The organism is Pseudomonas sp. FG13, assembly GCF_057809755.1.
In genome coordinates, this window is sequence record NZ_JBMDKO010000042.1 from 1 (window position 1) to 15124 (window position 15124).

Genomic DNA, 15124 nt, shown 5'->3' on the forward strand with positions numbered 1-15124 from the left:
TACCGGCCTGTCACGCCGGGGGTCGCGGGTTCGAGTCCCGTCCGCTGCGCCATATCTGCTTCGAGGCCCACTGAACGCCTTGAAGCCAGGAAGAAAGCCGAAACGCCTCTTCTGATCGATAGCAAAGACCCTGGTCGAAAGACCGGGGTTTTTTGTTTCTGCCATTTAAGCCTGACCATTCCAGTTTCTGAAAGAGTGGATTGTGGTTTGTGCGCATTCCATCACAGGTGCATCGGGGGGAATATGAGCGCTCACGCTCACCTCCGCAGGGGTGAGAGAACCCTGACTGTAGCCGCTGGCGCCAGTTGACGCTGCATGCGCGAGGTGACACCGAATGGATAAAGTATCAATACCTCAATCGCCCTGGCATGAAGGCGAGTTGACCTTGCAGCGCGCCGTCGGTGCGGTCGACATGATGGTGGGTGTCGGCCAGCGGCAATTGGCCCGGTCGTGGATGCCGGACCAGCATCGCGAGTTCTATGCCCAGTTACCCTTCGTGGTGCTGGGGGCTGTGGATCGGCAAGGCGATGTATGGGCCACGATACGCACGGGCCAACCTGGCTTCATGCATTCTCCCACGCCGGAACGCCTGCACATCAGCCTCCCGCCGCAGCCCGATGACCCTGCCCAGGACGGCATGAAGCCGGGCGATGCCATCGGCATGCTCGGCATCGAGTTGCATACCCGTCGACGCAACCGCATGAATGGCAACGTACTGCATCAGTCGGATGAGGGTATTGAAATCGCCGTGACCCAGGCCTACGGCAATTGCCCGCGCTACATCAATCTGCGCCAGTACGCCTTCGTCGACGAGACAGCGGGCTCCGTGCTTGAGTTGACCAGCGCGGACCCACAGGTACGGCGCATGGTCACTGCGGCCGACTCGTTCTATGTCGCGACCTACGTCGTGCGCGATGGCCAGAACCAGGTCGATGCCTCGCATCGCGGCGGCAAACCCGGTTTTGTGCGAATGGAAGAAGACGGGACGCTGACCATTCCGGATTTCTCCGGGAATCTGTTCTTCAACACCCTGGGCAACATCCTGCTGAACCCCCGGGCGGGGCTGGTGTTCATCGACTTCCAGAGCGGTGACCTGCTGCAAATGAGCGGTTCAGCCGAGGTACTGCTGGACAGCCCAGAAATTGCCGCGTTCCAGGGCGCCGAGCGGCTGTGGCGCTTCAAGCCGCAGCGTATTGTTTACCGTCAGGCCGCGATCTCGTTGCGTTGGACGGACACGGCCGAGGGCGCCTCACCCAACTCGATGATGACGGGCAGTTGGGAGCAGGCGACCGAGCGCTTGCAGGCCGAAGCACTGCGCAGTCACTGGCGTTCGATGCAGGTTGTTCGCATCGTGGATGAGAGCCGCAGCATCCGCTCGTTCTATCTACAGGCCAGTGATGGCGCTGGCTTGCCCGGATTTGAACCGGGGCAGCACCTGCCCGTGCGGGTTCGCTTGGAAGGGCAGCAGGCACCGGCCATCCGCACCTACAGTGTTTCCAGTTCTCCGTCGGATGAATTCTTGCGCATCAGCGTCAAACGCGACGGCTCGGTGTCTTCGCATTTGCATGATCGGGTTCAAGTCGGGGACCAGATCGACGTCCGGGCGCCCCAAGGGGATTTCACGGTCCAGGCCTCCGAGCGGCGTCCATTGGTGCTGCTGGCCGCGGGCGTTGGTATTACGCCGCTGCTGTCGATGTTGCGCGAAGTGGTCTATCAAGGGAAACGCATCAATCGCATGCGGCCGACATGGCTGATACAAAGCAGCCGTTCAGTGGCCGACCTGGCCTTTCGTGATGAAGTCGACGAGTTGGTGGCCCGTGCGGGGGACAAGATCAAGGTCCTGCGTGTGGTCAGTCAGCCGCCCGTCGACGGTTCAGCCGACAGTTACGACATGGCCGGCCGCATCGATGTCGAACTGCTCAAGACCTTGCTCCCGCTGAATGACTACGACTACTACCTCTGCGGGCCGGGGAGTTTTACCCAGGCGCTGTACGATGGGCTGCGCACATTGCGCATTCCCGATGATCGCATTCATGCCGAAACCTTCGGCCCGTCAACGCTGGTCCGTGACATTGAAGTCAGCGTGCCTGCGGCGGAACAAGTGCCCATGGCCGATGAACCGGTGAAAGTCCTGTTCGCCACCTCGGGCAAGGAAGCGCGCTGGGAGCCTGGCACCGGGACGTTGCTCGAACTGGCGGAAGCGCGGGGCCTGAATCCGGAGTTCAGTTGCCGCGGAGGCTCGTGCGGTACCTGCAAGACCCGGCTGAGCAGTGGCCAGGTGCATTACCTCAATACGCCGGCGCAACGATTGGAGGCGGATGAGGTGCTGATCTGCTGTGCTGTGCCGGCGCAGGGGAGTGAGACGTTGGTGCTGGATGTCTGAAGGCGTTTGGAGGCTGTCCCTGGTTCAAGCGGGCGCGTCCGGCCCGTGCTTCAGCAGGTTCGACAGGCGGGTCAGCCCCTGGGTCAATTCCTCGAAGGACGGGCCCCCAAGGCACAGGCGAATGCCGGTCACCGGTTCATCGCGATCCACCATCAGCGATTCTGGTGCCGTCACCCTGATGCCCGCCTGGGCTGCCGCCTTGGTGAAGCGTTCCGCGGCGTCACGGGGCATCGGCAGCCAGATGTGATAAGCGTCCGGGTGCGAGACGCATTCGGCCTCGCCGAGCAATTCGGCGGCGAGGCCGATCCTGCGCCGCGCTTCATGCCGCAAGTCCTGCTGGATGGAGGCGACCACGCCGCTGGACAACCAGTCTTCCACCACGGCGCAGGACAACGGCGACGGGCCCAGGGGAATATCCTGCAGGTGTTCCTGCGCAGCGCCATGCAACTCAGCGGGCAGCGTGAGCATGCCGATCCTCAATCCGGGGCCGAGGGATTTGGACAGGCCGTTGACGTGCAACACCCTCTCGGGCGCCAGTGTCGCGAGGGCAGGCTCTGGCGCAGATCCCAGCGCATAGACACCATCCTCGATGATCCAGGCGCCCGCCTGTCGACAGACCTCGACGATCGCCTGCCGGCGCGCCGCACCCATCGTCGCCGTGGTGGGGTTGTGAAGCGTGGGGGTGAGATAGACCACTTTGTTGCGGGTTGCTGCGAGATGACCGAGGGCCTGGGCGAGCGCCTCCGGCAACATGCCTTGTACGTCGATCTCGACCCCTTGCATCCGATAGCCTTTGCGCCGGGCCAGGGCAATCGCGCCGGGATACGTGAGGCGCTCCGTCAGGATCACCCCGTGGGGGCCGCAGGCGAGGTCGAAAGCCAGGGAAATGGCCTGGCGGGCATTGCCTGTCAGTACCAGGTGGGACGGTTCGACCACGATGCCGAGGGTTTCAAGCCAGCGGGCCAGCAGGCGACGATGTTCCAGGTGTCCGGCGGGTGGTGAATAGAGATTGAGATGGTCGGCGTCGATCTTGCGAGCGATGCCGGTCAGGGTCCGCGCCAGGAGGCGGCTCGTCAACATGGCGGGCGGCACGTTGGACGAAAAATCGATCAGTCGCTGTCCGTGTGCCTGCAGGATGGCCACGAACGTTGCCCGACCCTTGACGCTGCGTACCAGGCCCCGTCGTTCCAGGGCGGCATAGGCTTTCGTCACCGTACCCAGGCCGATCCCCAGTTGCCACGCGAGCTGCCGATGGGCGGGGAGGCGGTCGCCACTTTTCAATCGACCTTCAACGATGTCGTCGGCCAAGGCGCACACCAGGCGTTCTGATGCGTTCGCTTCGATGTCCGCAAGGCGGGGTGTCCAGGGCGATTGAAGGCGCATTGTGGGTAACCGGTGAATGAATAGTGTCGCGTGACACTATTTCAATAGTCATGAAGTGTCACGCGCATTATGGTACTTGCGGACAACGGTTCAATTATTCGGAACGACGGAAACGCCGCGCGTCTCGGACGCCTCTTGAGGACATCCCGATGATCGATCATCCGATCATGCTTGCCTTTGGCAGCTACATCCTTGCCGCCGCCAGCCCGGGCCCGAGCAATATGGCGATCATGGGCGTGGCGATGCGTGACGGGCGCTCCCACGCCTTGGTCCTGGCCTCCGGCGTCATGACCGGCTCGCTCTTTTGGGCGTTCCTGGCGGCGACGGGGATCTCCGCCTTGTTGGCGGCGTGTGCACAGGCGCTTTTCGTCATCAAGGTGGTGGGCGGGGTCTATTTGCTCTACCTGGCGATGCGCGCGGGCAAGGCGGCCATGGCATCGACACACGAGAGCGCCGGTGCGGTTGTCGGGCGGGAGGCTCGGCGTTATCTGCCTCTGTACCGCCAGGGTGTGGTCATGCACATCGGCAATCCCAAGGCCATCATGTCCTGGATGGCCATCATGTCGCTCGGGCTCCGCGAAGACGCGCCAGTCGGTACCTTGCCCGCGATCATCGGCGGATGCGCCTTGCTCGGCGTCATCATCTTCGGCGGCTACGCCATCGCGTTTTCGACGGCTGGGATGATCGCCGGCTACACTCGGCTGCGGCGCTGGATTCAGGGGCTGTTCTCTGCGCTGTTTGCGCTCGCGGGATTGAAGCTTCTCGTGTCGTCCCACTGATGTTCCGGTGTTTTGAAGTCGCCAGGAAAAACGAAGGAGAATGTTTTGGACCCTGTGATTCAAATCGTTGACGTGTTCGGCGCCGAGTCGTTCTCCGGCAACCCGCTGGCCGTGATCATGGGCGCCGATGCGCTGGAAACGGATGAGATGCAACGTCTGGCCCGCTGGTTCAACCTGTCGGAAACGACCTTTGTGCTATCGCCGACGCACCCGGACGCCGACTATCGGGTCAGGATTTTTTCGCTGGACCGGGAGTTGCCGTTCGCCGGGCACCCGACATTGGGAAGCTGCCATGCCTGGCTTTCGACTGGCCACAAACCCATGAATGAGGCGCACATAGTCCAGGAGTGTGGCGTGGGGCTCGTGGCCATTCGTCGTGATCGAGGCCGGCTTTGCTTTGCCGCTCCTGCGTTGATTCGCTCTGGCACTCCATCCAGGGAGGAGTTGAACGAGGCGGTGCAATTTCTGCGGATAGATCCGTGCGACGTCGTCGAGGCGGCCTGGGTCGACAATGGCCCTGGATGGCTGGGCATCCGATTGGCGTCGGCCGAGCAAGTCCTGGCCCTGCAACCGGCACCCAACTGGCCGCGTAACGTCGACATCGGCGTGATTGGGCCGCATGCCAGCGGTGACACGGCTTTCGAAGTGCGCGCCTTTTTCAGCAATCATTTGGGCGCCACCGTCGAAGACCCGGTCACGGGCAGCCTGAATGCCTCGCTGGCGCAGTGGTTGTTCGAGGCTGGCCTGGCTGAGCAGGCCTATGTTGCAGCCCAAGGCACCTGTCTCGGTCGCAAGGGGCGCATCCATGTGCGGCGCGATGACACCGGCCAAGTCTGGATTGGCGGCGAAACGCGCACTCAGGTGGAGGGGCGGTTACAGGGGCTTTTTGAACGTCAGCCCCTTGATTGAGCGGCCCCCTCCATCACATGGAGCCGTCGAGTGCGGATTTCACACACCCAGCTTGTCCCGCAACCCGTAATACCACGCGCCCAGCGCCGCGAAGGGCGTGCGCAGTAGCTGACCGCCGGGGAACGGGTAGTGGGGCAGGTCGGCAAACGCATCGAAACGCTCGGCCTGGCCACGCAGCGCTTCGGCCAATACCTTGCCTGCCAGATGCGTATAGGTCACGCCATGGCCGCTGCAGCCCTGGGAATAGTAGATGTTGTCCCCCAGGCGTCCGACCTGCGGAAGACGCGACAATGTCAGCAGGAAATTTCCGGTCCAGGCGTAATCGATCTTCACATCCTTGAGCTGCGGGAACGCCTTGAGCATCTTCGGCCGGATGATCGCTTCGATGTTCGCCGGATCCCTCGCGCCATACACCACACCACCGCCGAAGATCAGGCGCTTGTCGCCCGTCAACCGGTAGTAGTCGAGCAGGTAGTTGCAGTCCTCGACGCAATAATCCTGGGGCAAGAGACTATGGGCCAACTCGTCACCCAGCGGCGCGGTCGTGATCACCTGCGTGCCGCAAGGCATGGACTTGGCCGCCAGCTCCGGCACCAGATTGCCCAGGTAGGCATTGCCGGCCACGATAATGAACTTGGCCCTGACCTTGCCCTGTGGCGTGTGCACCACCGGGCTGGCACCGCGCTCGATGCGCACCGCGGGTGACTGCTCATAAATCACCCCACCCAGGGATTCCACAGCCGCCGCCTCACCCAGTGCCAGATTGAGCGGATGGATATGTCCGCCGCTCATGTCCAGCATGCCGCCGACATATTGATCGCACGCCACTATCTCGCGGATACGCCGCTGATCCAGCAGCTCCAGCTGGGTATGGCCGAAGCGCTCCCACAAACGCTTCTGCGACTCCAGATGGCCCATCTGCTTAGCGGTGAGGGCGGCGAATACACCGCCGTCCTTCAAGTCGCACTGAATCTGATACTTCGCCACCCGCTCCCGAATGATCCGCCCACCCTCGAACGCCATCTTGCCCAGCAACTGCGCCTGCTGCGGGCCGACACTGCGCTCGATCACATCGATGTCGCGGCTATAGCTGTTGACGATCTGCCCGCCATTGCGCCCCGAAGCGCCAAACCCCACCTTGGCGGCCTCGAGAATCGTGACCTTGAAGCCGTTCTCCAGCAAAAACAGGGCAGAGGACAGACCGGTATAGCCTGCACCGATCACGCACACATCAGTCTCGATGTCATCCTGCAGGGCCGGGCGGGGCGGCACCGGATTGGCCGACGCGGCGTAATAGGACGCTGGATAAGGTGTGTTCGCCATTCTGCAACCTCTGTTTTATATTTTTTACGAGTGCACAGATCCTACCCGAGATAAAAATCGGCCGCCAGCCACCCCCAAAATCTCCATCCCGTGGGGGAAATTAAATATTTTGCATATTCATAGGGTTAGGTGAAAAAAAGGTGTTGACACCCCTTCGGAATTCCGTAGAATGCCGCCTCACAGCAGGCACGTAGCTCAGTTGGTTAGAGCACCACCTTGACATGGTGGGGGTCGTTGGTTCGAGTCCAATCGCGCCTACCAAACAAAATCCGCTCTGCTGGGCGGTCTAGAAGGGCTCACCGAAAGGTGGGCCCTTTTTTGTTGTCTTGGATTTCTTCAGAACGTTCACAAATTATAGGGTTCGTTCACACTGGGCAATGTGAGCGCCTACAAGACCTGTTCTGAGCTGTGATTTTTCTATATGTCGCAGGAGGGGAATGGGGCGTTGTGTTGTCGAGAGGTCTTGGTGGGCCTGTGATGTGATGGCGGCTATTTCTCGCATTTCTGACTCATTGACTGCTTGATGTTGTGACCCTTTCGAGGGTACAAGTGAAGTCTATTTGCCACCATTCCAAGGAGGGTTCCCCCATGTCATATTCGAAGACGTTCATCTGTCTGGCTTGTTCTCGCAAACCAGATGGTCGCTGTGTCGCCGGAAAGGAGCTGGTCAACGGCACATTCGGAGGCTGGATCAGACCGGTTACGCCGGGAGATCATTCGGCGATCACCAATGAACAACGCAAATACCCTGACGGGTACAGTGCTGTGGTTTTGGACTACGTTACGGCAGAGTTCACAGGGCAAGAAACAGGTGGATTCCAATCAGAAAATCATCTGATCTTGCAACCCAGCCGCTGGAAGCTTGCGGGAAAAGAGAAGCAGCCCAAGGAGATTCTGGCTAAGTTAGTTGATACGCCCGCCAGTCTTTGGACGAATACATGCTTAGCCTCATCCAAAGGACTGAATGACCGAGTGTCTGTAGCGAAACTGCCCCAACAAGATGACTCACTTTACCTGATTCCCGTTACCAAACTCATTACGCACGTCGAGTTCATTGACGAAAAGCGCAAGGTTCGGGGCGAATTCGTCTACAATGGCGTGAAGTATAAACTGAAGATCACTGATCCGAAGTTTGAGCAGCATTTCGATAAGGCGGGCACATATGATATTAGCACCGACTACCTAACAATAAGCTTAGGCGAAGCCTTTGAAGGCTACGCGTACAAACTTATTGCCGCAGTATTTTGAGTTGGCGAGGGCAAAATGAAAATATCCACTATTGGATTTACCGAAAAGAAGGCTGAAACCTTTTTTTCTCTTATCCAGCTTTCGCATTGCAGGCAGCTGATTGATGTTAGGCTCAACAACGTTTCCCAGTTGGCGGGGTTTGCAAAGAAAGAAGATTTGAAATATTTTCTTTCGGAAATCTGCAATGTCGACTACAGGCACGAGCCTGATCTCGCACCCACCAAACAAATGTTGAAACCATATCAGCAGAAAGAGATCACTTGGGACAAATATGCTGATCAATTTATGGAACTTATGGCAAAAAGGAAAATCGAAAAAATTCTGACACCAGAATCATTGGACGGGACATGCTTGTTGTGCAGCGAGCATCTGCCTCATCAATGCCACAGAAGATTGGTAGTTGAGTACTTGCAGTCACAGTGGCCGAATCTGAAATTTGAAGTGAAGCATCTAACGTGAAAACGGTCTTCGTCGTATATCCAGCAGAGTTTCTCTGCTACGCCAAGTTCGAAAGAAAGCTTAGTCGCATTCTTGAAAGTCGGGAGTTTCGCGTTGCGTACAATGAAGATGTGAATGGATATATTTCAAAGTTCTGCGAGGCACATGGATTCATCGCACAGTTTTTTGATAGGGCAGAACTTGCGATAAGTGAGTCGACACACGCAGTCTTCTTCGAAGATCGTGATTCCTATTTCACGATGAAGCAACAGGTTTTTGATCTCGGTATACCATACCGTACTATCGTTTTGGACTTGACAGTAGTAGTGAACAAGGACCGAGGCGACAAATACGAGGTATACATCGGCAGAGGAACCATCTGGGGAAATCCATATCAGATGGGGGTGGACGGCGACAGAGATGAAGTCATCCGAAAGTTCAAATATGACTTTGAGAACGGAATGCTTAAGGCATCCACCGATTTTGAGAAAAACCTTGATATCGTTCGGGGCAAGGTGATTGCCTGCCATTGTAAACCTGCAGCGTGCCATGGCGATGTCATTGCCGCATATCTCAACTCTTGGGATGACGGAAAGTAGTCCCGACGGCTAACTTTCAGTGTCTAGCCCCGCTGTAGTGATTTGCATCAATCGTTAAGCCGGTTCTACATACTAATCCCAGTTTCTTTAGAGTTTTCTCCGAGGTAGAGGCGATTCAGCATTACACCGCAGTTACCTAACGAATTCTGAAGCTCTACGGTTCCCTCAAGCGCCTCTCGAACCCAGCACGCCGGGTAGTCTTTCTTCTTGTGCCTAAAGCCCTCGACCTTGCCGCCCCTGTTATCATCTATGAATGAAATCGACGCATTATGAACAATCAACTGATGATGCTTGACCATGTTCATGAAGGCGTGTGTGTATCCAAACCACTTTGACGTGAGGGCGTCATTCAGGCGATCTTTAAGCTCTCCAGCTGGGAGAGTATCTTTGACATTGTGGATGTAGAAAACGCCTGTGAACGGTACTGGCACCACAAGGCCATTCAGCAACTGCCCAAAGCTGTCATACGAGTTGCGAGTAATTGCGATGCAGGCAATTAGGTTGGCTTCACTGACTAAGCCCGCTTCACGAACGACTCCGTCATCGTCATCACACCCGAATATTCGCTCTGCAAACTTTATTCCGTGAGGATCGTTTTCGGCGTTGAATGCGGTGAAGGCATCGCGGGCGAGGCACTTGTGGTACTCGAAGATATCCCTTGATCGACCAAGCGAATTGATGATCTGAACAAGCCTTTTGCTTGTGTCAGGCTGGCGAATCTTGACCTGTGCCCTCAGCGCCTCCAGGTTCCATGCGTCACTCATGTTCACTTCCTTTTGCGTGGTAGTGATCCAGTTTAGCCTGAAGGGAGTCGGCACGGTTGATGGGGCACATCTCGCACACGCCAAAGCGGCAATGAACGAAGATATTGCGGTGGCATCTACTCGGATATGATGGAGGCAGATAACCGGATAACGTCATGACTGCAAACGAAGATTTGATTACTTGGAATACACGCTGGCGACCTGCGGGCGGTGGCGTGTCCTGCAAGTCATGCTAGTCCCAGCAGCCTGAGGCTGAACGGATAAAGGCTTTTGACCACCTTCCGGGTTGTGGTCATGGCGGGCAGCACTGCACGCCTTGGGATGACTTAGACGTGATCTGCCAGAGCTTCAAGCACGACAAATGACCGGCACAGCGGCTAGCGATGGAGATGGGGAATGAGCGAAAGGTCTATCACACAGTTCTTCTCTGCCCTGAAGGCTCCACTGCGCATGATGAGGCAGTCTTGGGGAGCTGTGCGGGATGACGGAGCTGTGTTCCTGCGAGTGTGGCAGGATCGGTGTCAGACCCAAGATGGCGTTCGGTATGTCCAGTTAACGCATCTAGAGAAGTATGGCGGCGACAGCAGCAACTTCGGGTACAACGAGCGAAAAACCCACGTTGAAATGATTCGTGGCGGTGCTCCCTGCTATTTGGTGATGTGTTTGGCTAAGGACACAGAAGCCAGTCCGCGTGACATTAAGTCTTTCAACACAGACATAATCTTTGTGGGTGGGGCATTGAAGCAATTCGATGAGGAGTGGTGGATTGAGCTTTCGGGAAAGGTTGAATCTCATAAGCTGATGTCAGGATCACTATGACAACGCTACACTGCCAACATCCAATACAACAGTGTATCTAAATCAGGCGTCAGTCAAAGTAGAGAACACAGCTAATGGACAAGAAGTTCATCATAGGGATTTTTTCAGCAATTGCTGTAAGTGTGGCGATTGTCATCATGCCGTGGGCCTACACTTTCTACAGTCCCACATTCAGTAAAGACCCTGCTTCTTGGGGAGTCTTCGGAGATTACTTTGGAGGAGTGCTATCTACGATTGTTTCAATCTGTGGCTTTGTAGCAGTGATTGTCACTATCAAAAAGCAGGGTGACGGCATCAAAGCTCAGCTTGCCGCCATTGAGCTGGATAAAGAGACGAGAGACGATGAAATCTATTACAGACAGGCCCTTCAGTGTCTTGAGGAAGCCCTTGCGATACTTAATGACCCTGAAGATGGTCGAGTCCACAGAGATAGAGTTGCATGGCTTCAATCAGCAAGACTAATCCTTACTGCCAAAGAGTTGGCCAACAAGATCACCAGCGTTAGCATGTGTACGACCTATAGCGCGTCGGAGAAGCTAATCCGGTCAAGGTTTCAATCAAGGCTTGATCCAGTTTCCAATCCAGAGACACAGCAACCCAGCTATTTCAGCGGCCCGAATTGGGATAACTACGTCAACAACCGATCATCTCACCGACTTGAGATGCACTCCGTGTACATCGTTTACAAATTTGCGAGCTGGGGTCGTGATGAAGTTGACTTGATTGATTCCATTGTCGGCAATGTCGATACAGATGACATTAGCCCGGCGTACTTCGGGGCAGCTCAATATCTCAGCAGCCAAGGTCAAGTCTGACGGCAGAACTGGCCCGCCGCCAAAATTTACGGTGCACTTCGATAGGAGTGTGGCTTTCGAGCTTGGAAAATAATTCTGGTGGTTTTGCCCGAGGTGCTTAACCAAGTGCGATGAGCCCGATTGTAAACCGCAGCTTTTCTAAAATAAGGCGGGGCACGTGGCCCCGGACGACTTGATCAGAGTATCTGTGTAGCAACCAGCGTCACGCCACTTTCGATTCTTTCTTTATCCTGTACACCGTAGCAACGCCACAGCCTGCTACCTTGGCGATATCATCAGCGGACATGGTTGGGTGCTTGGCTAGAGTTTCCTTCACCTTGGCCCACTTGGCGGTGTCCTTGCCTTTCCCTGCTGGCTTCCAATCCGGGTCCGCAATGCGTTTGTTCTCCAACCCCTGACGGATACGTTCAACACGCTTCTCTTGGTCTAGGCGAGCCATGGTTGACATGAGTTCTATCAGCATATCGTTGATGACTCGCATCACTTCGCCGGTAATACCCTTGGCATCAAACATTTGGTGACTGGTTGGAAGGTCAGCAATCACCAGCTTCAAACCCTTGGTCTTAATAGTGGCCTTGAGGGTTTCCCAGTCCTCAAGAGAAAGGCGACTCAAACGGTCTACGGATTCGCACAGAAGGATTTCCCCCGGCTTGGCAGTCTCCAGTAGGCGTAGCAACTCGGGACGTTCCAGCTTGGTCCCACTGATGTTCTCGCTATAGGTGCCAGCAATCGTCAAACCATTGTCTACGGCGAACTTCTCCAAAGAAGTCCTTGCACGGTTTGCGTCTTGGTCCTTGGTGGAAGCACGGAGATACAGGTGAGCATTCATGGCGGGCTATCCGTTATAGTAATTTTCGATAGACCTATGATAACTCGATCGGTTAGCTATCTGGAAAAGTTATCTGATAGAAGATGACGGACGGCTATCGCACTACCAGACAAGTAGAGTCCTTTGATAGCTCTTTGCGGGCTGATATGAGGCTATTCGCTATCAGTGCTACGCTGAAGATTCGTTGGGAGGATTTATGGCCAAGATTGCTAGGTGTTTAATTTTACAGTTTGTGGTGCTGGCGATTTGTGGTGCTGCTGAGGCTAGTTCGGTGTCGGACTGCGAAGTAGTCGGGAACCTTGCGGGAGCAGTTATGCTGGGACGCCAAAAAGGAATGACCACGGCCGAATTGACGGGGGCGGCGAAATTTGATGGGGCAGCTCCTGCTGAGGTGAAAAAGGTCCAGTCAATCATCCAGGCACTTATCACAATGGCTTATCTCTATCCGAGGTTTGAGTCGGAAGAGAGTCAGCAGAAAACTATTGTAACTTTTAAAGCATCGGTATATGACATGTGCCTTGGCGCTAGTGCGTAGAAAGTTGCTTGGTAGCCGGTTTGTGTCACTAGTGGCGGAGGGGTATATGACCAATTTCCTTTCGGTGTGTAGTAGCTACGATATATTGGCTGCTGTTTGTAAAAAGCTAGAGGGGTGATGAGATGGGTATATTATTGCAAGTCATAGGTGGAATCTGGGCGATAATCGGGGTTGGCAATCTTATTCAGATGCCTTGGGGAAGAGGTGAGTCCCCTAGTTATCTGGTCTTTGGACTGATGGTTAACGTGCTGTTATTTATGCTGCCGGGTTTAGTTCTCTGCGGTATTGGCTCTGTAATCAAGCGGAAGAGTGCTACTACAAGCAGAGCTTCTCATGTGTCCGTAAGTAGTTCCCCATTATCTGTAGAGGACAGGCTTGCTAAACTCGTTTCACTTCGTGACAAGGGGCTGATTAGCGATGAAGAGCACGCAAGGCTTCGGCAACAGGTTTTGAACGAAGTATGAAAGCAGGGTATGTGATGGGAAGCCTTCCAACCTATATCTGGTTTTCAGATATCTGAATTTGGGATAAATTCATTTCCCAAGAATCGCGACCCAAACCGCCAGCCATGTCGCAAGGATGAACCATGAACGAAAAGCTATTTGTACTCACCAACCAGTAGACGAGCGCAAGCCATGTCCTGCACGTGATTATGACCGTACTGACCGGAGGTCTATGGTTGATCGTGTGGGGCGTCACGATGCGAAGCAATGACGCCCACAAAAAAAGCTCCACAGACAGATCAATCAAATCATGCACTACAAGTCTCAAGGCTTGAGCGACGCCGACACCTACAAACAGATCAAGGTGGACAAGGCGAACGCTGACGTACTTCAAGGGCGAGTGATTTTTGTCGTTCTGGTTGTGATGTTCCTCTACTTCTACTTGCGGTAGCTGTTGCACACGTATAGCGGAGCTTTGAGCGAGATACTCTCCCAGCTCCGCTGGAGTGTTTGCACCGAAAGCGATGAGCTTTCAATCGTTCACCCTGTAATGGTGGATCACCACTGACCTGTCGGTCGAAAGTAGCACCAATAACATTTCTACACCAATCCAACTCTTGCCTTTGATCTTGGTTTGTTTTTAGTGCAAAGTGGTTAGCGACAGCTAACAATGGTATCCCGTTCAAGCTTCGCTTGGTTGGTTGCATGTCAAGGCGGTAAGTCTTGGAAGTGAGGGGATGATATTTATATATCATTCATCCCCTAACTATGTCAGTCGAGTCAGCCTGTAAGCGGGGCTTACATTGAACATCCATCATGCTCCGCATAAGCAGTACATCAAGATCAAAAGCTACAAGCTTTGATGTGTGTTGATTTCATTAATTGATTAGTGTGCTGATCCAGCATCGTGACGATGCAGGCAGGTGTGAATGTATAGTGTGTACTGTGGACGTTCCGTCCTAATGGTTTATAGCTTCCAAGCTCCGCTTGATCGTGCTCAATACGCTGTAAGCTGTCGCTTATCGCAGAGTTCCTTCGACGGTAGTCGCCGAAGAAACTTCTTTTATATAATAGGACTTTCTCAAACCCCTTGGTTTACGTGGCTCACAGGCAATTTTGTTCGTAGGTTTTTCAAAAAATCTACGCATTCGCTACGCAGTCATATTGATGCATCGATCCAGCTCATTTGCGTCTTCGAGTCTTGAAGATAACCCGTCCACAGGGTAGTACCAGTCATTAAGGTACGCTTCACGCGTAGTGTCAAAGCCCCTGAATACGAGTCGAGGGTTGATGGCAAGCTTGATTTCACCCGTGCGAATGTTGCCATTTCGCGAGGTGGTCACACGCAACATGTTCGCCTGTTCCAATACCTTCAGCTTCTTCATTAGGTTTGACTCGACACTGCCTAACGCCTTTGCCAAAGTGGCTTGCGTCATGAAGATGACATTGCGGTACATCACAAGCTGATGCAGTCTTTCCAGCAGTCTTTGCCGGGGCAGCGTGATACGACAATCGATCCCAGTGCGACACCACACACCACGGGCATAGTCCACCTCATCATGCAGTAGGTGCAGGGTATGTGCAGGTAGTTTGCGTCGATCAACAAACTTCAAGTAGCGTTCAAAGTCGTCCACGCTTCGACAGTCGCGAAGACTCGGCTGGTAGTCGGCAGGGGTGGAAAAGACCGATGACTTATCATCGTAACCATGAATTTCTCCCGTGAGCTTGTCTACTACAAGGCCGTCAACGGTGATCAGGTTTTTCGAGGTGATAGCTGGGGACGTGTTGCTCATAATGGCTCTCCTGTTCAAGTTTATTTCATAGGCGTTACCTCGGTATTGCCGATTCATTAATTTC

At 54.9% G+C, this 15124-nt stretch carries 16 protein-coding genes and 1 tRNA gene; 12 read left to right on the plus strand and 5 right to left on the minus strand.

The annotated features are described in order from the left end of the window. Positions 1–334 precede the first annotated feature (334 nt). A complete protein-coding gene (locus ACODTO_RS23755; protein ID WP_489107135.1) occupies positions 335–2383 on the plus strand; it encodes a 2Fe-2S iron-sulfur cluster-binding protein in 2049 nt (682 codons plus the stop codon). Between the two features lie 24 nt (positions 2384–2407). Here ACODTO_RS23755 and ACODTO_RS23760 read toward each other — a convergent pair whose 3' ends face one another. Then, on the minus strand, positions 2408–3766 hold the full coding sequence (locus ACODTO_RS23760) for an aminotransferase-like domain-containing protein (RefSeq protein ID WP_489107136.1): 1359 nt from the start codon (positions 3764–3766) through the stop codon (positions 2408–2410). 149 nt (positions 3767–3915) lie between these two features. Here ACODTO_RS23760 and ACODTO_RS23765 point away from each other — a divergent pair, with 149 nt between their 5' ends. Together ACODTO_RS23765 and ACODTO_RS23770 are read left to right on the plus strand one after the other, a co-directional pair. Continuing rightward, a complete protein-coding gene (locus ACODTO_RS23765; protein ID WP_175385655.1) occupies positions 3916–4545 on the plus strand; it encodes a LysE family translocator in 630 nt (209 codons plus the stop codon). Between the two features lie 45 nt (positions 4546–4590). After that, positions 4591–5454 carry a PhzF family phenazine biosynthesis protein gene (locus ACODTO_RS23770; RefSeq protein ID WP_489107137.1) on the plus strand — a complete coding sequence of 288 codons (864 nt, stop codon included), beginning with the start codon at positions 4591–4593 and terminating at the stop codon, positions 5452–5454. Between the two features lie 39 nt (positions 5455–5493). On the opposite strand, the gene ACODTO_RS23775 is transcribed toward ACODTO_RS23770, so the two are convergent. Continuing rightward, positions 5494–6777 (minus strand): NAD(P)/FAD-dependent oxidoreductase, encoded by a 1284-nt coding sequence (locus tag ACODTO_RS23775; protein WP_489107138.1) that lies wholly within the window; start codon positions 6775–6777, stop codon positions 5494–5496. A 184-nt stretch (positions 6778–6961) separates the two neighbouring features. Between ACODTO_RS23775 and ACODTO_RS23780 the strand changes: the two genes are divergently transcribed. The 4 genes from ACODTO_RS23780 to ACODTO_RS23795 all read left to right on the plus strand — a co-directional run bounded on the left by ACODTO_RS23780 (position 6962) and on the right by ACODTO_RS23795 (position 9062). Beyond that, positions 6962–7038, plus strand: a tRNA-Val gene (locus ACODTO_RS23780). Positions 7039–7365: 327 nt separating this feature from the next. Then, the gene (locus ACODTO_RS23785) at positions 7366–8025 is read left to right on the plus strand and encodes a dual OB domain-containing protein (protein ID WP_489107139.1); all 660 of its coding nucleotides are present in this window, start codon (positions 7366–7368) and stop codon (positions 8023–8025) included. A 15-nt stretch (positions 8026–8040) separates the two neighbouring features. After that, positions 8041–8484: a DUF488 domain-containing protein gene (locus tag ACODTO_RS23790; RefSeq protein WP_314694063.1), complete on the plus strand. Its 444-nt coding sequence runs from the start codon at positions 8041–8043 to the stop codon at positions 8482–8484. Continuing rightward, positions 8481–9062, plus strand: a complete 582-nt coding sequence (locus ACODTO_RS23795) for a DUF4326 domain-containing protein (protein ID WP_489107140.1) — start codon at positions 8481–8483, stop codon at positions 9060–9062. The genes ACODTO_RS23790 and ACODTO_RS23795 overlap by 4 nt, the downstream gene beginning before the upstream one ends. Positions 9063–9127: 65 nt before the next feature. On the opposite strand, the gene ACODTO_RS23800 is transcribed toward ACODTO_RS23795, so the two are convergent. Continuing rightward, positions 9128–9826 carry a hypothetical protein gene (locus ACODTO_RS23800; RefSeq protein WP_489107141.1) on the minus strand — a complete coding sequence of 233 codons (699 nt, stop codon included), beginning with the start codon at positions 9824–9826 and terminating at the stop codon, positions 9128–9130. Positions 9827–10222: 396 nt separating this feature from the next. Between ACODTO_RS23800 and ACODTO_RS23805 the strand changes: the two genes are divergently transcribed. Beyond that, complete coding sequence (locus ACODTO_RS23805; RefSeq protein ID WP_489107142.1) at positions 10223–10645, plus strand: hypothetical protein; 423 nt, start codon at positions 10223–10225, stop codon at positions 10643–10645. Positions 10646–10719: 74 nt separating this feature from the next. Then, complete coding sequence (locus ACODTO_RS23810) at positions 10720–11460, plus strand: hypothetical protein (protein WP_489107143.1); 741 nt, start codon at positions 10720–10722, stop codon at positions 11458–11460. A gap of 202 nt (positions 11461–11662) precedes the next feature. On the opposite strand, the gene ACODTO_RS23815 is transcribed toward ACODTO_RS23810, so the two are convergent. Then, on the minus strand, positions 11663–12289 hold the full coding sequence (locus ACODTO_RS23815; protein WP_489107144.1) for a recombinase family protein: 627 nt from the start codon (positions 12287–12289) through the stop codon (positions 11663–11665). 196 nt (positions 12290–12485) lie between these two features. On the opposite strand from ACODTO_RS23815, the gene ACODTO_RS23820 reads away from it, so the two are divergent. The 3 genes from ACODTO_RS23820 to ACODTO_RS23830 all read left to right on the plus strand — a co-directional run bounded on the left by ACODTO_RS23820 (position 12486) and on the right by ACODTO_RS23830 (position 13718). Next, the gene (locus tag ACODTO_RS23820) at positions 12486–12824 is read left to right on the plus strand and encodes a hypothetical protein (protein ID WP_489107145.1); all 339 of its coding nucleotides are present in this window, start codon (positions 12486–12488) and stop codon (positions 12822–12824) included. A 257-nt stretch (positions 12825–13081) separates the two neighbouring features. Continuing rightward, positions 13082–13288 (plus strand): SHOCT domain-containing protein, encoded by a 207-nt coding sequence (locus ACODTO_RS23825; RefSeq protein ID WP_489107161.1) that lies wholly within the window; start codon positions 13082–13084, stop codon positions 13286–13288. A gap of 289 nt (positions 13289–13577) precedes the next feature. Beyond that, positions 13578–13718 (plus strand): hypothetical protein, encoded by a 141-nt coding sequence (locus ACODTO_RS23830; RefSeq protein ID WP_489107146.1) that lies wholly within the window; start codon positions 13578–13580, stop codon positions 13716–13718. A gap of 700 nt (positions 13719–14418) precedes the next feature. Here the strand turns inward: ACODTO_RS23830 and ACODTO_RS23835 are convergent. Beyond that, entirely contained in the window at positions 14419–15060 is a 642-nt protein-coding gene (locus ACODTO_RS23835) for a replication/maintenance protein RepL (RefSeq protein WP_489107147.1), read from the minus strand. Positions 15061–15124: the final 64 nt, after the last annotated feature.